Source organism: Mesorhizobium sp. AA22 (assembly GCF_001672375.2).
Lineage (GTDB): Bacteria > Pseudomonadota > Alphaproteobacteria > Rhizobiales > Rhizobiaceae > Mesorhizobium > Mesorhizobium wenxiniae.
This window is the reverse complement of sequence record NZ_CP048406.1, coordinates 3,638,429-3,655,424: the sequence shown is the minus strand read 5'-3', so window position 1 is coordinate 3,655,424 and position 16,996 is coordinate 3,638,429. Positions and strand designations below refer to the sequence as shown.

Annotated in this window: 17 protein-coding genes; 9 read left to right on the top strand and 8 right to left on the bottom strand. The window is 61.7% G+C overall.

The window, feature by feature from the left end; translation table 11 throughout:
• Window positions 1-124: 124 nt before the first annotated feature.
• Window positions 125-1,435, bottom strand: coding sequence for an urea ABC transporter substrate-binding protein (gene urtA / locus A9K68_RS17635; RefSeq protein ID WP_065009532.1), 1,311 nt, complete (start codon window positions 1,433-1,435; stop codon window positions 125-127).
• A 301-nt stretch (window positions 1,436-1,736) separates the two neighbouring features.
• On the opposite strand from urtA, the gene A9K68_RS17630 reads away from it, so the two are divergent.
• Window positions 1,737-2,132, top strand: coding sequence for a hypothetical protein (locus A9K68_RS17630; protein ID WP_065009637.1), 396 nt, complete (start codon window positions 1,737-1,739; stop codon window positions 2,130-2,132).
• Between the two features lie 67 nt (window positions 2,133-2,199).
• Here A9K68_RS17630 and A9K68_RS17625 read toward each other — a convergent pair whose 3' ends face one another.
• The 3 genes from A9K68_RS17625 to A9K68_RS17615 all read right to left on the bottom strand — a co-directional run bounded on the left by A9K68_RS17625 (window position 2,200) and on the right by A9K68_RS17615 (window position 4,843).
• The gene (locus tag A9K68_RS17625) at window positions 2,200-3,771 is read right to left on the bottom strand and encodes a GMC family oxidoreductase (RefSeq protein ID WP_065009531.1); all 1,572 of its coding nucleotides are present in this window, start codon (window positions 3,769-3,771) and stop codon (window positions 2,200-2,202) included.
• Window positions 3,772-3,819: 48 nt separating this feature from the next.
• Window positions 3,820-4,368, bottom strand: coding sequence for a Twin-arginine translocation pathway signal (locus tag A9K68_RS17620; RefSeq protein WP_065009636.1), 549 nt, complete (start codon window positions 4,366-4,368; stop codon window positions 3,820-3,822).
• 79 nt (window positions 4,369-4,447) lie between these two features.
• Window positions 4,448-4,843, bottom strand: a complete 396-nt coding sequence (locus A9K68_RS17615; protein WP_029352911.1) for a VOC family protein — start codon at window positions 4,841-4,843, stop codon at window positions 4,448-4,450.
• Between the two features lie 261 nt (window positions 4,844-5,104).
• Between A9K68_RS17615 and A9K68_RS17610 the strand changes: the two genes are divergently transcribed.
• Window positions 5,105-5,410: a ribbon-helix-helix domain-containing protein gene (locus tag A9K68_RS17610; protein ID WP_065009530.1), complete on the top strand. Its 306-nt coding sequence runs from the start codon at window positions 5,105-5,107 to the stop codon at window positions 5,408-5,410.
• On the opposite strand, the gene A9K68_RS17605 is transcribed toward A9K68_RS17610, so the two are convergent.
• Both A9K68_RS17605 and A9K68_RS17600 read right to left on the bottom strand, forming a co-directional pair.
• Window positions 5,407-6,117 (bottom strand): DeoD-type purine-nucleoside phosphorylase, encoded by a 711-nt coding sequence (locus A9K68_RS17605; RefSeq protein WP_065009529.1) that lies wholly within the window; start codon window positions 6,115-6,117, stop codon window positions 5,407-5,409. The two genes, A9K68_RS17610 and A9K68_RS17605, sit on opposite strands and share 4 nt — an antisense overlap.
• Before the next feature lie 86 nt (window positions 6,118-6,203).
• The gene (locus A9K68_RS17600) at window positions 6,204-8,774 is read right to left on the bottom strand and encodes a PAS domain-containing sensor histidine kinase (protein WP_065009528.1); all 2,571 of its coding nucleotides are present in this window, start codon (window positions 8,772-8,774) and stop codon (window positions 6,204-6,206) included.
• Between the two features lie 83 nt (window positions 8,775-8,857).
• Here A9K68_RS17600 and A9K68_RS17595 point away from each other — a divergent pair, with 83 nt between their 5' ends.
• Together A9K68_RS17595 and A9K68_RS17590 are read left to right on the top strand one after the other, a co-directional pair.
• Complete coding sequence (locus A9K68_RS17595; protein ID WP_156768402.1) at window positions 8,858-9,166, top strand: hypothetical protein; 309 nt, start codon at window positions 8,858-8,860, stop codon at window positions 9,164-9,166.
• Entirely contained in the window at window positions 9,147-9,875 is a 729-nt protein-coding gene (locus tag A9K68_RS17590; protein ID WP_065009527.1) for a flagellar biosynthetic protein FliO, read from the top strand. The genes A9K68_RS17595 and A9K68_RS17590 overlap by 20 nt, the downstream gene beginning before the upstream one ends.
• 100 nt (window positions 9,876-9,975) lie before the next feature.
• Here A9K68_RS17590 and dksA read toward each other — a convergent pair whose 3' ends face one another.
• Complete coding sequence (gene dksA, locus A9K68_RS17585) at window positions 9,976-10,392, bottom strand: RNA polymerase-binding protein DksA (RefSeq protein WP_006202025.1); 417 nt, start codon at window positions 10,390-10,392, stop codon at window positions 9,976-9,978.
• Between the two features lie 263 nt (window positions 10,393-10,655).
• On the opposite strand from dksA, the gene A9K68_RS17580 reads away from it, so the two are divergent.
• The 4 genes from A9K68_RS17580 to A9K68_RS17565 all read left to right on the top strand — a co-directional run bounded on the left by A9K68_RS17580 (window position 10,656) and on the right by A9K68_RS17565 (window position 14,541).
• Window positions 10,656-11,159, top strand: coding sequence for a histidine phosphatase family protein (locus A9K68_RS17580; protein ID WP_065009635.1), 504 nt, complete (start codon window positions 10,656-10,658; stop codon window positions 11,157-11,159).
• A gap of 65 nt (window positions 11,160-11,224) precedes the next feature.
• The gene (locus tag A9K68_RS17575; RefSeq protein WP_065009526.1) at window positions 11,225-12,721 is read left to right on the top strand and encodes a YcjX family protein; all 1,497 of its coding nucleotides are present in this window, start codon (window positions 11,225-11,227) and stop codon (window positions 12,719-12,721) included.
• Window positions 12,718-13,806, top strand: a complete 1,089-nt coding sequence (locus A9K68_RS17570; RefSeq protein ID WP_065009525.1) for a TIGR01620 family protein — start codon at window positions 12,718-12,720, stop codon at window positions 13,804-13,806. The genes A9K68_RS17575 and A9K68_RS17570 overlap by 4 nt, the downstream gene beginning before the upstream one ends.
• A gap of 180 nt (window positions 13,807-13,986) precedes the next feature.
• Window positions 13,987-14,541: a hypothetical protein gene (locus A9K68_RS17565; RefSeq protein WP_065009524.1), complete on the top strand. Its 555-nt coding sequence runs from the start codon at window positions 13,987-13,989 to the stop codon at window positions 14,539-14,541.
• Between the two features lie 96 nt (window positions 14,542-14,637).
• On the opposite strand, the gene A9K68_RS17560 is transcribed toward A9K68_RS17565, so the two are convergent.
• Window positions 14,638-14,892, bottom strand: coding sequence for a hypothetical protein (locus A9K68_RS17560; RefSeq protein ID WP_065009523.1), 255 nt, complete (start codon window positions 14,890-14,892; stop codon window positions 14,638-14,640).
• A gap of 260 nt (window positions 14,893-15,152) precedes the next feature.
• On the opposite strand from A9K68_RS17560, the gene A9K68_RS17555 reads away from it, so the two are divergent.
• The gene (locus tag A9K68_RS17555) at window positions 15,153-16,988 is read left to right on the top strand and encodes a monovalent cation:proton antiporter-2 (CPA2) family protein (RefSeq protein WP_065009522.1); all 1,836 of its coding nucleotides are present in this window, start codon (window positions 15,153-15,155) and stop codon (window positions 16,986-16,988) included.
• Window positions 16,989-16,996 lie beyond the last annotated feature (8 nt).

The window sequence follows — 16,996 nt, the reverse complement described above, 5'->3', positions numbered from 1 at the left end:
ATTTCTGGCGACTCTTGAAGGGTTTGAACTTCGCGTCCGGGCGGACTGGAGGAGAGGAGGAGCTCGCCCGGACGCGTCGCGGTCTAGGTCGTGGAGAAATCCGCGACCGTCAGACCCGGGAGGATCAGTTGGTTCCCTTACCGCCGCACTTGCCGGTGGCAACATTGAAGTTGCCGCAGGACAGAGGTGCGCGCCAATCGGAGATCAGGTCCTTCGAATCAGCCAGATAGTCAGACCACTCGTCACCCATCACCAGGCCAGGCGTCTGCGAGACGGTCTCGAACTGGCCATCGGCCTGGATTTCGCCGATCAGCACCGGCTTGGTGATGTGATGGTTCGGCATCATGGTCGAATAACCACCGGTCAGATTCGGCACCGAGACGCCGATCACGGCGTCGATGACCTTGTCAGGGTCGGTGGTGCCAGCCTTCTCAACCGCCTTCACCCACATGTTGAAGCCGACATAGTGGGCTTCCATCGGGTCGTTGGTGGTGCGCTTGTCGTTCTTGATGAACTTGTGCCAGTCGGCAATGAACTTCGCGTTCTCGGGCGTATCGATGCTCTGGAAATAGTTCCAAGCGGCGAGATGACCGACGAGCGGCGCGGTGTCGAGACCGGCAAGCTCTTCCTCGCCGACCGAGAAGGCCATGACCGGGATGTCCTCGGCCTTGATGCCCTGGTTGCCGAGTTCCTTGTAGAACGGCACGTTGGCGTCGCCATTGACGGTCGAGACGACGGCCGTCTTCTTGCCGGCCGAGCCGAACTTCTTGATCGCCGAGACCTCGGTCTGCCAATCGGAGAAGCCGAACGGCGTGTAGTTGACCATGATGTCTTCGGCAGCGACGCCCTTGGCCTTCAGATAGGCTTCGAGGATCTTGTTGGTGGTGCGTGGATAGACATAGTCGGTGCCTTCAAGGACCCAGCGCTTCACCGATCCGCCGTCCTCGCTCATCAGATAGTCGACGGCCGGAATAGCCTGCTGGTTCGGCGCCGCACCGGTGTAGAACACGTTGCGCTCGCTCTCCTCGCCCTCATACTGGACGGGGTAGAAAAGGATGTTGTCGAGTTCGCTGAACACCGGCAGCACCGATTTGCGCGACACCGAGGTCCAGCAACCGAACACCGCCGCGACCTTGTTCTTGGAGATCAGCTCGCGTGCCTTTTCGGCGAACAGCGGCCAGTTCGAAGCCGGATCTACGACGACCGCTTCGAGCTTCTTGCCGAGCAGGCCGCCCTTTGCATTCTGCTCTTCGATGAGCATCAGCATGGCGTCCTTCAGCGTCGTCTCCGAAATCGCCATGGTCCCCGACAGCGAGTGGAGAATACCCACCTTGATCGTGTCGTCAGCCGCCCTGGCCGGGACACTCATCAGCAAGCCGGCTGTGACCGCGCCTGCCGAAAACATTTTTGTTATTGTCGAGAAACTGCCCCTCATATTTCAAACTCCCTAGCTGGTTGATCGCATCGCCAACAGACCATGCAACCGCTGTGCCAACCGCGGGAGCAAAATTGAGTGCGCTGAGATTTCCTTGCTCTATCAGCTGGTTAATATATTAGTTGCCAAAGTTAAGCGCCGCCGCAGGTGTTCTGATTGAGAAAAAATTTTCCGCTCTCGCCTAAGTTTTCATCAGTCACGAATTAATGCATGAATTTTGAGCAACACCGTATCAAAGACGACGAAAGGTTGCAGCGCTGCAGGAAAATGCGGCAAGCTCGATCTCCAAAAGAGCGACGTCATGACCTCCAGGATTTCTCGTATTTTCAGCACCATGCTTCTGGTTGCGGCCACCGGCAGTGCACGCGCCGATTTCACCCACGGCAAATTGCCGGACGGGACCTATCACTGCGAAGTCTATCTGCTTGGCATGTTCCTCAGCCTTGGCAACATCACCATCAAGGGAAATGTCTATAGCGGTCCGGTGACCTTCGGAACCGCCCGGCAGGGCTACAATTATCAGATGGATACAAATGGCGAGATTACATGGTTGGGTCCGTTGGGCGGCTATACGACCGGCGGCAACTCGATCTCGCTCACGCAAGCCATCCTGGACGGTCAAACCAGCCCGTCCTTCGACATCATCATGAAGCAGCCTGACGGCGCCTTCACCGCCTCCACCTGCACGAAGCGTTGAACAGCCGACAAGAAGAGGCGCGAAACCTTGCGAGGTTCCGCGCCAACAGGCAGTCGAGAGGGTATCGCTAAATGCTCTTGGCCGACATCTGTTCAGCGATATAGTCGGCCTGACGGATCGCCAGCGACACGATCGTCAATGTTGGGTTTTCAGCGCCGCCGGTGGTGAACTGGCTGCCATCCGACACGAACAGGTTCTTGATGTCGTGCGCCTGGCCATGCTTGTTGACGACGCCGTCGGCCGCCTTCTCGCTCATCCGGTTGGTGCCGAGATTGTGGGTCGACGGATAGGGTGGCGTCGGGAAGGTCCGGGTCGCACCCACCGCTGCGTAAAGCGCCGAGCCCTGCTTGTAGGCGTGGTCTCGCATTGCCGTGTCGTTGGCATGGTCGTCGAAATGGACGTCCGCTACCGCCATGCCGTGCTCGTCCTTGAGATCGGCTTGCAGCGTGATGCGGTTTTCCTCGCGCGGCATGTCTTCGCCGACGATCCACATGCCGGCCATATGGTCGTAGTGGTCGAGTGCCGTGGTGAAGGAACGCCCCCAGCCGCCGGGATTGAGGAAGGCGGCCATGAACGGCAGGCCGAGCGACAGCGTCTCAAGCTCGTAGCCGCCGACGAAGCCGCGCGAAGGATCGTTGCGGGCCTCATCGCGGATGATACCGGCCATGGTGGTGCCGCGATACATATGCACCGGCTTGTCGAAGATGCCGTAGACCGAGCCCGTGGTGTGGCGCATGTAGTTCTTGCCGACCTGCCCCGATGAATTGGCAAGACCGTCGGGAAACTGGCTCGATGCCGAATTGAGCAGCAGCCGGGGGCTCTCGATCGAATTTCCGGCCACGGCGACGATGCGGGCCTTCTGTTCCTGCAGTCTGCCGTCCTTGTCGGCATAGACGACGCCGGTCACCTTGCCTGACGCATCGTGGTTGATCTTGATAGCCATGGCGTTCGGCCTGACCTCGAGATGGCCAGTGGCCTCGCCCTTGGGAATTTCGCTGTAGAGCGTCGACCATTTGGCGCCCCATTTGCAGCCCTGGAAGCAGAAGCCGGTCTGCTGGCAGGCATTGCGGTCGTCGCGCGGCTCGGAATTGATTGCCATCCGGCCGGTGTGGCACTCCTTGTAGCCGAGCTTGTCGGCGCCGGCCTTCATCACCTTGAAGTTGTTGTTGCCGGGAAGGCCTGGGATGTTGTTGGTGAGCGTCACGCCCAGCTTATCTTCGGCCTTTGCGTAGTAGGGCTCCAGCTCGGCAAGCGTGATCGGCCAATCGAGCAGGTTCGCGCCTTCTAGTTTTCCGTAGGTCGAAAGCGTTCTGAATTCATGCTCCTGAAACCGCAGCGAGGCGCCCGCCCAGTGCGTGGTCGAGCCGCCGACCGCCTCGACGATCCATGCCGGCAGATTGGGAAAATCTTTCGCCACCCGCCAGTCGCCCGAGGTCGTGCGCTTGTCCGTCCAGGCGAGTTGGGCGAATGAGTCCCACTCGTCGTTGATGAAATCCTCGTATTCGTGGCGTGCGCCCGCCTCCAGGATGACGACATCGATGCCTTTCTGGGCGAGTTCGTTGCCGAGCGTGCCGCCGCCGGCGCCGGAGCCGATGATGACAACCACGCCGTCGTTCGTGAGATCAAATGGTGCTGCCATGGTTTCCTCCCATGATGTCTATTGTGTACGGTTTGGGACGACGGGGGCTCAGAGCCACTCGATGTCGTCGAACCCGCGCGCCATGTAGCCGCCCTTGGAGTAGGACTCGCCCTCGTAGCCGAAGATCGGCCAGACCTCTTTCTGGTTGTAGAGACCGACGACAAGCCCGCCACGGACTGCCTGGAAGAACGGCGCGTCCTCGATCTCTCTTAGCACGGCAACGCGCTGCTCCTCCCAGCCGAGGCTGGTGTAGCCACCCTTACCCGACTTCGAGTCGAGTTCGGCGATGCCGTTTTCGATGAGGTCCTTATGGGCTGGGTCTTTGCCGGCCTGCTCGTCATGGGCCTTGACGGCGATTGCGTAATATTTGTCAGGCACTTGGTCGTGCGGGTAGATGTCGCGCGCCATCTGGATCAGGGTCGCCATGGTTTCGGGCTTGAGCGCAGATGTTTCGAGACCCCAGGCATGTTCCGAGCTGATGACGGCACTACCCGAAATGACCAGCAACGCGCCGACACCGCCGCGCTTCAGAAGCTCGCGGCGCGATAGCCCGGGCTTCCTTTCATCGGCCGGCTTTCTCTCATAAATCGTGACCATTTGTTCCTCCATTTGCTTGCTGTTCGCACCCGAAGGTGCCCTGGCTAGCGCCCGCTGGCCGGCGCGGCCGTAATGTCTCCTATTTGAACCGACCCTGACGCTGCAGAACCTCGATCTTGTAACCGTCGGGATCCTCGATGAAAAAGAAGCGCGCGAGCAGCGCTCCGTCGCGGTTGAACTCGACGATCTTCTTCGGGCTCAGGCCAAGCGCGCCGAGCCGGTCATGTTCGCTGTCCAGATCGGCGACCGAAACCGCGAGATGGCCGTAGCCGTCGCCGAGCGCATAAGGCTCCTGGCGGCCCTTATTGACGGTGAGCTCGACTTCGAAGCCCGCCTCGGCATTGCTCAGATAGACGAGCGTGAAGGTTTCGAAATCGAGCCGTTCAGCGACGTCCAGCCCAAAGGCTTTCCGGTAGAAGTCGATGGAACGGGCCTCGTCCAGAACCCGGATCATCGTGTGGATCGTCTTCGCCAAATGACACTCCGTCGCACCAGCGCCTCATGCGCGTCGGCGTGATTATGCGCGGGTTGCGGCAAAGGTGGTGGCAGCCGATTACCACGCCCTAATCTAACGACGGGGTGGCAAACCGCCTAAGGACGAAAGTCCGATTGCCGTTTTCCGCTTTCCGGCTGAAGATAATTGGCCGCAATAGGCACTGCTCAAAGGCGCGAATCGCTGCTGATTGCGCCTAAAATCAACAAGAATGGCCAAGACCACTAAGAACGGGAGGTAACGATGTGCAGGGTTTTTGCCGGGCAGGATCCGGAGGGCTACCGGCAGATCAATCGATCGATCCGCATCGATGGGCACTCGACGAGTATCCAGCTCGAGGCGACGTTCTGGGCATTGCTCGACGAGATCGCCGACAGCCAAGGCTTAACGACGCCGAAATTCATCTCGAAGCTTTATGACGAGGCCATAGAGATCAATGGCCAGATTCCGAACTTCGCCTCGATGTTGCGCACGACCTGTGCCCTCTATCTGCGCGGCGATCGGCCGGGCATCGAAGAACACACGGCCCCGAAGCGGCAAGCAGCTTAACTTTCGCTCGCGACATCGAGTGCCAGGCGGGTCATATCGGTGAAAAGCGCTTGGCGTTCGGAATAATCGGTTTGCTCGCCGGTCACCACATTGTCGACGACAGTCAGGATCGACAGCGCCCGGGCGCCGAAATGCGCCGCGATGCGATAGAGCGCACTGGTCTCCATATCCACGGCCAGCGCGCCGTGGGCCTGCGCTTCGGCGAAGCGATCGCGCCCCTGAGGATGATAGAATATATCGCTGCAGATGGTCAGCCCAGCCTGATGTTCGATGCCGATTCCGGCAGCTCGGGCTAAGGCTCGGGAAAATAGCGCCGGATCGGGGCCGGCATCAGCACCATAGAGTCCAAAAACCTGGCCGCTCTCGGCACTTTCACCGCGCACCGACTGCGAGATCACCAGGCTGCGCAGTTTAACCGCGGCAGTTAGGGCACCACAGGTACCGGTGCGGATCAGTGTCCTCACGCCGTGGAAATCCAGCAATTCATGCGCGTAGATCAGGAATGACGAGACGCCGATGCCGGTGGACTGGATGCTCACGGGCTTGCCGCGAAACAAGCCGGTAAAACCGAGGGCTTCCCTTCGACGGTTGACGCAGCGCGGCGCCTCCAGAAAGGTTTCCGCCATCCATTCGGCACGCTGCGGGTCGCCCGGCAACAGCACTGTTGCGGCATAATCACCCTTGCGTGCCTCGTTGTGCGGCGTCACGGCATGCTCCCCCAAAACCCGCCGCCCGTTTCGCCCATAATCATGGCAGTCTCACGCCATTTCGCAAGTGCGAGAATTAGTAAGCCTTAAGATTCCAGCACATCCTTGACGATTGTGGCCAGTTGCTTGAGCGAAAACGGCTTCGGCAGGAAACCGAAATGCGCGTCTGCCGGCAGGTTTTTAGCGAACGCATCCTCCGCGTAGCCGGAAACGAAGACGAATTTGATGTTCGGCTGCCGCTTGCGCAATTCGCCAAGCAGCGTCGGCCCATCCATCTCAGGCATCACCACATCGGAAACGACAATGTCGACCTTGCCGCCGAGCGCCTCGAAGACTTCCAGCGCCTCGACGCCTGAGGACGCTTCGTGGACGGTATAGCCGCGCGACGTCAGGGCCCGCATGCCGCCCATCCGCACGGCATCTTCGTCCTCGACGAGCAGCACCGTGGCCGAACCCGACAGATCCTTGGCTGCGTCGGCGATCTTTGCCGGTGCAGCGGGCGCCTCGCCGGGTTCGCCCCCCGCTCTCGCCTCTGCAATGTAGCGCGGCAGGAAGATGCGGAACACCGATCCCTTGCCGACCTCGGATTCGCAGAAGATGAAGCCGCCTGTCTGCTTGATGATGCCATAGACCATGGACAGGCCGAGGCCAGTGCCCTTGCCGACCTCCTTGGTGGTGAAGAAGGGTTCGAAAATCTTCTTGAGTACTTCGGGGGCGATGCCGCTGCCGGTGTCTTCGACTTCGACCACCACATAGTCGGCCGGCGCAAGTTCGCGGTAGGGAATGCTCTCGCTCTCCTCTGTGGTCACATTCCGGGTGCGCACGGTGAGGTCGCCGCCGTTCGGCATCGCATCGCGCGCATTAACCGCCAGATTGACCACCACCTGCTCGAACTGCCCGATGTCGACCTTCACCGGCCACAGATCGCGACCATGATCGACCTTCAGCTTTATGTCGTTGCCGACCAGACGGGCCAGCAGCATCCGCAGATCGGCTAGCACGTCGGTCAGGTTGAGCACCTCCGGCCGCAGCGTCTGCTTGCGCGAGAAGGCCAGAAGCTGCCGCACCAGCGACGCCGCCCGGTTGGCGTTCTGCTTGATGTTCATGATGTCCGGGAAGGACGGGTCCGACGGGCGATGATTGGTCAACAAAAGGTCCGACGCCATGATGATGGCGGTCAGCACATTGTTGAAGTCGTGTGCGATGCCGCCGGCAAGCTGGCCGACCGCCTGCATCTTCTGGCTTTGAGCCATCTGGCCCTCAAGCGCCTTTTGCTCGGTGGTCTCGACGGCGTAGACGATGGCCGATTCTTCGGCGCCCTCGCCGGTGCCGTCGGCGACCGCGTTGACGTAGAAGCGCATATGCCGTTCTTCATTGCCGGGCAGCAGCGTATCGATCGGTTCGATGTCAGCCTGCCTTTGTCGCGCTTTCTCGAACGCCGCGGCAAAGGCGGGCCGGTCGCGCTCATGGATCACCGTGTCCAGCCGCACGCGCCGATCGACCGCGTCCCCGTCGACGACGGAGGAAAACAGCGACAGGAAAGGCGCGTTGGTGCGCAAGATGCGCCCGCTGTTGTCGACAGCTGCTATTGCCATCGGCGTCGAATTGAAAAAGCGGGTGAAGCGGATCTCCGAGGCGCGAAGGTCGGCGGAAGCGTCCTCGCCTTGCGTCCGGTTGAGCACGATGGTGCGCGTCGGACCGTTGACGCCCTCGCGGCTGGCCGAGACCCTATGCATGAAACGCACGGGCAGCGCCTCGCCCTTCACTGTCGTCAGATCGAGATCGATGACCGCATTGCGAGTGGTGCCGGGATCGGCCTTGACCGAGCGGACCAGCGCCATGCCGTCGCCGGCGACGATCTCCGGAAGGGTGACGGCGCCAGGCGTGAAACTCGTCAGGTCGATGCCCAGCCACTCCGCAAGCGTCGCGTTGATATAGGTGACGCGGCCTTCCTGATCGGCCGAAAAGAAGCCGGCCGGCGCATGGTCGAGATGATCGATGGCCTCCTGCAGATCGAGGAAGAACCGCTCTTGCTCGGCCCGTTCTTCCGAGATGTCGGCGAGTTGCCAGGCGAGCAAGGGCAGCCGCTGGCCCGGGACGCTGAAGGCGCGGGCGCGGGCACGATACCAGCGCGCGCCCGGCTCGGCGCCGGGTCGAATGGATTGCGCAAGCCGAAACTCCCCGTCGCCGGGCTGGCCGTCGCGCAGGCCGGAGGCGAGCCGGTATATGGTCACTGAGGCCTCGGGAACGTCGGACAGCAAACCTTCGACCGTCTTGAGATCCGCCGCGGACGCCGCGCCCGTCATGTCGGCATAGGCCCGGTTGGCGTAGACGACACGACCCTTGGTGTCGGTGACTAGAAGACCCTGCGACATCGAATCGACGAAGGCTTTTGACAGCTCGTCACTCGTCGAGCGCGGTGTGATCTGCACGAAGCCGATGGCGGTGGCGAACAGGAAGCCGACACCGATCATCGCCAGCACACCAAGCATTCCAAGCAGGAATGGGTCGCCAAGACGTTCGCGGAAAAGGCCGAAGACGATCGCGGCGCCAGTCAGGACGACGATGAAGACGATGAGCCGGGTGACCGCACCCGGTCGCGTGTTCTGGTCGACGATCGGTACCGGATAGAAATCGCCGCGCGCTTCCTTGGCCATGTGCCCCCTGCTCGTGAAATCCGGTACTTGCCCCTGCCCGGTTGAATCACATTCTCAGGGTCCGGAAAAGGCCTTGGCGGCAAATGTCCGCTAAAAATGACCGCCTGTTCGGCGCCTGGTGTGGTGAATCCGAAATTCGCATTACCCTGGGTGCTGCGGGGAGCGAATTTCGGATTCACCACATCAGCAACGTGCTGAAAATCCAGTGTGGTGGATTGAATTCCGGAACGCTGACGCCCTCAATTCGTAGGGACTTCAATTCCACCACATTGGTGTTTCAAGCTGTTCAAGAGGCGCGAAAGGCGACTTGCAGTGGCGTGCCGCAACAGTCTAGTGTCGCGTCTTCTTCGAAAGCCGATATTGGGGGCACCAATGCTGCAGTGGCTGGATAGTGTGGCGGGTCCGGGTTATGCCGCGGCAATCCTGTGGACGTTTGTCGCGCTTGTCCTTTTGGTCATCATTCTCCTCATCGTCAAGCTGGTCCGCAATCTGACCTTCGGAACATTCGTTGCCGGCGGCAGGAACCGCAAGACGCGGCTGGCCGTCATGGACGCCACCGCTGTCGACAGCCACCGCCGGTTGGTGCTGGTGCGCCGCGACGACATCGAGCACCTGCTGCTGATCGGGGGCCCGACAGACGTCGTCGTTGAACGCGACATCCGGCTGTCGGCGCTGCGCCGTCCCGCGCTGACCGGAGATGGCGGTGGCCATCAGCCGGCACCGCGGCCGCGCGCGCCTCAACCAGCTCCTGCGCCAATGAGGCAAGCACCGCCTCCGCAGCCGGTAAGCGCGGCCCCGGCGCCTGTCCGGCCCCATCAGACTGCACCAGCGCCAGCGCCGAAGCCAGCGCAAAGCCATCAATCGGCGACCATCACGCCGCTGCCCGCCTACGCCAATGCCGTTCGACACGCGCCAGCGCCGGCAAGACAGGATTCCCCGGCAAAGCAGGATTCCATTGACGATACGCTGATGAGGGAGCTCGAGGTCTCGTTTGATGTCCCGCAGCCCGCGCCGGAGAGCAAGCCGGCGGCAAAGGCGCCGTCGTCTCTCGATGACGAGATGACGAAGCTTCTCGGCGAGCTCTCCAGCCAGAAAAGATAACCGGCCATAAACGGGGCCAGCGAACAGGCGACAAAAAAATGGCCGGAGACCGGCCATGACAAAATTCGCTATTGCTGCTTTTAGGCGATTCGCCTGTGCTTCAGTCGTCGCGGTAGACCTTCTCGCGGCGCTCGTGGCGCTCCTGCGCCTCGATCGACAAGGTCGCGATCGGACGCGCGTCGAGCCGCTTCAGCGCGATGGGCTCGCCGGTTTCCTCACAATAACCGTAAGTGCCTTCATCAATGCGCTGAAGCGCGGAATCGATCTTTGAAATGAGTTTTCGCTGGCGATCGCGGGCGCGAAGTTCGATGGCGCGGTCGGTTTCCGAAGAGGCGCGATCGGCGAGATCGGGGTGGTTGGCGTTTTCCTGCTGTAGGATTTCGAGAGTTTCGCGCGCTTCGCGCAGTATGTCGTTCTTCCAAGTGACGAGCTTCAGGCGAAAGTAGGATTTCTGCCGCTCGTTCATGAACGGCTCGTCTTCGGAGGGTACGTAATCGGCGGTAACGATGTCGTTCATTCGACTCACCCAACAGCCCCAATTTTGGCGCCTATATATTCGCGGACCGAATACTGCACAAGCGCAATCGACGACAGTTTCACGCAATTGTTAATGTCGGGCAAAATGCTATGGGCCGCATCATTCGCATGAAGGGCGCGACCGAATTCGCGTATGATTCGTTGGGTTTGAAGGGTGGCGGCCATTGTGCGCAAGGCGTTTCTCATGGCTAATCCTGCATCGCCTTTTGACGAGTTTCGGTGTTTGGCACAAGCGAGGGGCCGGTGAGCAAGCTTTATCTGTTGAGGCATGCCAAGGCCGGGTGGGCTCTGCCGGGCATGCGCGATTTCGATCGTCCCCTCGACGCATCGGGCGTCGCCGACGCCGAAACGATGGGTGCGGCCATGCGGGCCCGCAGCTACATTCCGGACCTCACCCTTTGCTCCAACGCAAAGCGAGCGCGCCAGACCCTGGAAGGTCTGGCCGGCCACACCGATACAGGCCGGGTCCTGTTCCTGGACACGCTCTACAGCGAGGACGCCGCCGGCTATCTCAACCTCATCCGCAGCAATGGCGGGCCTAGCTCGCTGCTCATCATCGGCCACAACCCGATGACGGAAGATCTCACTATCGCGCTTTCGGGCGACGGCGACGAGGCTGCGATGGGAATGCTGAATCACGGCTTTCCGACTTCCGGCCTTGCCGTCGTCTGCTTTCCGGCCAGTCTTGCCAACGCCGCGCAAGGCACCGGCTATCTCGAAGCCTTCGTGACGCCGGCCGATCTCTGACGCCATTTCAAACCTACGCAGCAGCGTCTATATCGGATCGTACCGAAGCCCCGAGAGACCGCATTTTGGCATCATCGCTGACCACTTTCACCGACGAGGCGAAGATTGCCCTGGATACGCTGTCGGGGCGCGCTACCGGGCTTTTTTCGCCATCACTGCGACTGGGTGTCACTGGTCTTTCCCGCGCGGGCAAGACGGTGTTCATCTCAGCCTTTGTCCACAATCTGATCCATGGCGGGCGCTTGCCGCTGTTCTCGGCGCAGAAATCGGGACGCATCGCCCGTGCCTTCCTCGAAGAGCAACCGGATGACGCCGTACCGCGATTCCAATACGAGGATCACGTAGCGGCTTTGGTCAACGATCGCCTCTGGCCGGATTCGACACGTGCCATTTCCGAGCTGAGGCTCACCATCGAATATGAATCGGCCTCCGCCTGGAGCCGCATGTTTTCATCAGGCAGATTGTCGGTCGATATCGTCGACTATCCCGGCGAATGGCTGCTGGACCTACCGTTGCTCGGTAAATCCTACGCTGATTTCTCGTGCGAAGCGTTCGAGATGGCCGTGCTGCCGGTGCGCGCCGACCTTTCGCAAGAATGGCGCTCGCTCTCCGCCGCAGTCGACCTGAATGCAGACGCCGACGAGATGACGGCGCGACGCCTCGCCGAGAGCTTCGCCGCTTACCTCAAGGCATGCAAGCTCGATGAGCGGGCGCTTTCGACCCTGCCGCCCGGCCGTTTCCTGATGCCCGGCGATCTTGAGGGCTCGCCGGCGCTGACCTTCGCGCCCTTGCCGGGCCTGAGTGAGCGGCGGGCGCGTTCCGGGTCGCTTCAGGCGATGATGGAGCGGCGCTACGAAGCCTACAAGACATACGTCGTAAAGCCGTTCTTCCGGGAGCACATCACGCGCCTCGACCGTCAGATCGTGGTGATAGACGCCCTGCAGGCCCTGAACGCAGGCCCCGGCGCGATGGCCGATCTCGAACGTGCGGTGACCGAAATCCTCGCCTGCTTCCGCCCCGGCCGCGGCAATTTCCTGACTGACTTTTTTTCAAGGCGGATCGACCGCATATTGGTGGCGGCGACGAAGGCGGACCATCTGCATCACGAAAGCCACGATCGGCTGCAGGCGATCGTGCGGAGGCTTGCCGACCGCGCCGTGGCGCGAGCAAATTTCACCGGCGCCGATGTCGACGTGGTCGCCCTGGCGGCGGTGCGCGCGACCCGCGAAGGCACGGTCAAGCAAGGCCGTGAGACGCTGCCGGTCATCATTGGCACACCGTTGAAAGGTGAAAAGATCAACGGCGAAACATTCGATGGAAGAACCGAAACAGCCATATTTCCCGGTGATTTACCGGAGAAAATTGATGCAGTGTTCGATGTCTCTGGACCAGACCATCGGCAGAACCCGGGCCATCGGCAAAGCAATGAGGACCCGGCGATGCGCTTCGTGCGCTTTCGCCCGCCAAAGCTCGAACGCACGGCTGAAGGCGTCACGCTGTCGCTGCCGCATATCAGGCTCGACCGCGCCCTGCAGTTCCTGATCGGAGATCATCTGGCATGACCGCGCCCCGCAAGCCGGCGGCATTTCGCATCGAGCCGGAAGGCCCGCCAAAAGAGAGGGCAGCCTTGCGCCAGCCCGACGCTCCATCGGCCAGAAAGCCGCGCACCGTGAAGGCTGATCTTGCCGTCGTCACTCCGGCGGAAATCGACGTTTTCGACGAGCCGGACATCATCGCCGCCGAACCGCCGCCGGCGACCGCGCCGCGGAAACGTTCGACGTTCGGCACCCTGTTCTTCGGCGCATTGGGCGTTCTGGTTTCGCTGGCCCTCGGCCTTTGGACCGACCAGCTGATTCGCGATCTGTTCGCGCGTGCCGAATGGCTGGGCTGGCTGGCCGCCGGCATGGCCGTGGTCGCGCTGCTGGCGCTTCTGATCATCCTCGTCCGCGAATTCCTGGCGATCACCCGCCTCACCGAGGTCGAAAAACTACAGAAGCGGGCACTCGACGCCATTGCCCGCGACGATCCGAAGGCAGCTCGCGCCGTGGTCGACGAACTCTCGGCCTTCGTCGCGGCCAAGCCCGAAACCGCGGCCGGCAGACGCGCGCTGGCTGACCTGCGCGACGAGATCATCGACGGTGGCAATCTGGTGCGCCTGGCCGAGACCGAAATCCTCGGCCCCCTCGATGCGCGCGCCAAGGTGATGATCCTCGAAGCGGCAAAGCGCGTGTCGCTGGTGACGGCGGTCAGCCCTCGCGCTCTGGTCGACGTCGCCTATGTCGTGTTCGAAGCGGGCCGGCTGATTCGCCGCCTGTCGGAGCTTTATGGCGGCCGGCCGGGCACGCTGGGGTTCTTCCGGCTGGCGCGCAGCGTTCTCGCTCATCTGGCGGTGACCGGCTCGATTGCCGTCGGCGACAGTTTCGTTCAGCAGATCGTCGGCCATGGCCTCGCTGCTCGGCTCTCGGCCAAGCTTGGCGAAGGTGTCGTCAACGGCATGATGACGGCGCGCATCGGCATTGCTGCGATGGAGACCGCAAGGCCCCTGCCCTTCAGCGCCGCGAGACGGCCCGGCATGGGTGATTTCCTGTCCGCGCTGACATCGTTTGCAACCAAAAAGCAGAAGGAGACATCCGCTTCCGACACGTGACAACCGTCTCCAGCACCGCACGTCCTGGTGGGACGCTGTAGCCCTTTGATTTCGCGCACGATCCCAGCGCAAATCGCTTCCGGTTTTCGGGGCCATGCGCTAGTGGTGACGAAGCATTAACCAATCTTGTTCATGGTCGGACGGGTTCCAAACCAGACTCTTTGTTGCCGGGTGTCGTCGATGAAAAGCGTGATCTTGTCCAGTGTCCTGCCCATAGCGGTCGTGGTTTCAACAACTGCCGGCATGGCCGAAAAGACCTTTGCAGCAGAACGAGACAAGAAGTTCTTTCAATCCGTGGAAGGCGAATGGGTCGGCCCGGGGGAAATCGTCGCCGGCAAATACAAGGGAACGAAATTCACCTGCAATTTCACCGGCTCGACACCTTACGGCAAGATCGGCATGTCGCTCGACGGCGGTTGTCGGGTCGGCATGTTCACCCAGCAGATGTCGGCGACGATCCAGCACAAGGGCCGCGAGGGCTACAAGGGCAGCTTCATGGGCGGTGCCGCCGGTTCCGGCCTCGACATTATCGGCGGCAACGTGGTCAGCGCCAACAAGGTCGTCTTCACCATCAACCGCAATCAGTTGCGCGGCGTGATGCAGGCTCTTGTCCCCAACGACAATTCGATGACGGTGACGGTTGCGGTGCGCGTCGACCAGCAATTGGTGCCGGTCATCGGCATGAAGCTGAAGCGCGTCGATACGGTCGAAGTCGGCTCCATCGCGCCGAACTGAACGCTTATCTGCGCGTCCGACAGGACGTGCGGCACCGCGCTTTAAAAAAAGCGGCAGCCACGGCCACCGCTTCTTTTGCAAAACTCAAATCGATTCTCAGGCCTTGATGGCGGCAGTCAGCTCGTCATAGGCCTTGCAGGCCTCGTCCGCCGTCGTAGCGCCCTGATACTTGGCTGTAACCGCCTGAACCTTGGCGGTGAGATCGGCCGCCTTGGCCGGATCCTTGGTGATCGCCTCCTGAAGGGCTGCAGTCATGTCCTGAGCTTTCTTGGTCAGCATTTCAGTCGTGCAGTCCGGCGCGTTCGAGCAGGCCGATCCGGCAAGTGCCGCGATGCCAACGGCAACAAGCAAAAAATCTTCACGTCAGTCGTCTCCCTCAAAAAAGGCGCGGATTTGATCGTCGTCCGCCCTTCACGGCCAAAGCCGCGCGTCCTTAGCGCCCGATTGCTGCAACGCGCAGCGCAGCGGGTGCATAAAGCTGTGGAGCGCGCCTGCAACACTGCTGCACCAGTTTCCGGATTCGGACTGTTCGATTTCAGCCGAAGCCCCTATCTTGGCTGCTCGATGCCGCAGCACGTGCAGCGGTCTCTAGAGAGAACGGAACGGCAGGCATGGCAGCAGAAGCAGCGGGCAGCGATCTGATCCACGTGGTGGCGCTGCTCGCCGCAGGTGTTGTCGCCGTACCGATCTTCAAGCGCGTGGGGCTTGGTTCCATCCTCGGCTATCTGGCGGCCGGCGTGGTCATCGGCCCGTTCGGCATCGGCATCTTTTCCGAATCGGAAGCGATTCTTCACGTCGCCGAGCTCGGCGTCGTCATGTTCCTGTTCATCATCGGGCTGGAGATGCAGCCGTCACGGCTGTGGGGCCTGCGCCGGGAGATTTTCGGTCTCGGCGCGCTGCAGGTCGGCGCGTGCGCGCTGTTGCTGACTGGCGTTGGACTGGCGGGAGGTTTTCCGATCTCGCAATCCTTCGTCGCCGGCGCCGGCTTCGTGCTGACCTCGACAGCGATCGTCATGCAGCTTCTGGAGGAACGCGGTGAGATCGCCGCGCCCAAAGGCCAGCGCATCGTCTCCATCCTGCTGCTCGAGGACCTGGCGATCGTGCCGTTGCTGGCCCTGATCGCCTTTCTGGCGCCGGGCGGCGCCGATATGAGCTTGACGCAGCGGCTGACGGAGGTGGGCATAGGCCTTGCCGCCATCGTCGGGCTGGTGCTGGCCGGGCGTTATCTGCTCAATCCATTCTTCCGCATCCTGGCGGATGCCCGCGCCCGCGAAGTGATGACCGCAGCCGCCCTTCTGGTCGTTCTGGGATCGGCGCTTGCCATGCAGCTCAGCGGCCTGTCGATGGCGATGGGCGCTTTCCTGGCCGGCGTGCTTTTGTCGGAATCCACCTTCCGTCATCAGCTGGAGGCCGACGTCGAACCATTCCGCGGCGTGCTGCTCGGGCTGTTCTTCCTCGCTGTCGGCATGTCGCTCGACCTGCATGTGGTCGTCCAGAACTGGCGGCTTGTCGCCATCTACGTCGTTGCCTACATGGCGATAAAGGCGGCCGGCATCTATCTCGTCGCCCGCATCCTCAAGACCGGTCACCGGGAAGCCCTCGAGCGTGCCGTCTTCATGGCGCAAGGCGGCGAATTCGCCTTCGTTCTCTATTCGGCCGCCGCGGTAGTCGGCATCATCGACAGCCAGGCTAACGCGACCCTGACGGCGATCGTCATCATCTCCATGGTGCTGACACCGCTAGCCATTCTGGCACTGCGGTATCTGACGCCGCGCGACGAGCAGTCGCTCGAAGGCGTAGACATCGCCGATGGCCTTACCGGCAGCGTGTTGATCATCGGCTTCGGCCGCTTCGGCCAGATCGCCAGCCAGCCCCTGCTGTTGCGCGGGATCGATGTGTCGATCATCGACAATGAGGTCGAGATGATCCAGGCGGCGGCCGATTTCGGGTTCAAGGTCTATTATGGCGACGGCACGCGGCTGGACATTCTGCGTGCCGCAGGTGCCGGCCGCGCGCGCGCCGTGTTGATCTGCGTCGACAAGCCCGATGTCGCCGTCCGCATCGCAAAGCTCGTCAAGGCGGAGTTTCCCCTGCTGACCGTGCTGGCACGGGCTTTCGACCGCGGAACCGCACTGCAGCTGATACGTGCCGACGTCGATTTCCAGATTCGCGAAACCTTCGAATCGGCGCTTGTCTTCGGCGGCTCCACGCTGGAAGCGCTGGGCGTCGACCCGGAGGAAGTCGCCGAGGTGATCGAGGATGTCCGCCACCGCGATGCTGCCCGTTTCGAGTTGCAGCTCGCCGAAGGCGTTCGCGCCGGAGCGCGCTTCCTCAAGGGCAACATCGGCACGCCCATTCCGACACCGCTCAGCCAGCCGCGCCGCACCGGTCAGGCGCTCAATGAAGAAACCGCCGGCGTTCTGCACAAATCCGAGCCTGCGGACTAAATACCTGG

What these genes read in the sequence shown, in the direction of transcription:
- urtA (WP_065009532.1), bottom strand. Translation starts at nt 1,435, where the DNA reads ATGAGGGGCAGTTTCTCGACAATAACAAAAATGTTTTCGGCAGGCGCG.
- A9K68_RS17630 (WP_065009637.1), top strand. Translation starts at nt 1,737, where the DNA reads ATGACCTCCAGGATTTCTCGTATTTTCAGCACCATGCTTCTGGTTGCG.
- A9K68_RS17625 (WP_065009531.1), bottom strand. Translation starts at nt 3,771, where the DNA reads ATGGCAGCACCATTTGATCTCACGAACGACGGCGTGGTTGTCATCATC.
- A9K68_RS17620 (WP_065009636.1), bottom strand. Translation starts at nt 4,368, where the DNA reads ATGGTCACGATTTATGAGAGAAAGCCGGCCGATGAAAGGAAGCCCGGG.
- A9K68_RS17610 (WP_065009530.1), top strand. Translation starts at nt 5,105, where the DNA reads ATGTGCAGGGTTTTTGCCGGGCAGGATCCGGAGGGCTACCGGCAGATC.
- A9K68_RS17600 (WP_065009528.1), bottom strand. Translation starts at nt 8,774, where the DNA reads ATGGCCAAGGAAGCGCGCGGCGATTTCTATCCGGTACCGATCGTCGAC.
- A9K68_RS17595 (WP_156768402.1), top strand. Translation starts at nt 8,858, where the DNA reads ATGTCCGCTAAAAATGACCGCCTGTTCGGCGCCTGGTGTGGTGAATCC.
- A9K68_RS17590 (WP_065009527.1), top strand. Translation starts at nt 9,147, where the DNA reads ATGCTGCAGTGGCTGGATAGTGTGGCGGGTCCGGGTTATGCCGCGGCA.
- dksA (WP_006202025.1), bottom strand. Translation starts at nt 10,392, where the DNA reads ATGAACGACATCGTTACCGCCGATTACGTACCCTCCGAAGACGAGCCG.
- A9K68_RS17570 (WP_065009525.1), top strand. Translation starts at nt 12,718, where the DNA reads ATGACCGCGCCCCGCAAGCCGGCGGCATTTCGCATCGAGCCGGAAGGC.
- A9K68_RS17565 (WP_065009524.1), top strand. Translation starts at nt 13,987, where the DNA reads ATGAAAAGCGTGATCTTGTCCAGTGTCCTGCCCATAGCGGTCGTGGTT.
- A9K68_RS17555 (WP_065009522.1), top strand. Translation starts at nt 15,153, where the DNA reads ATGGCAGCAGAAGCAGCGGGCAGCGATCTGATCCACGTGGTGGCGCTG.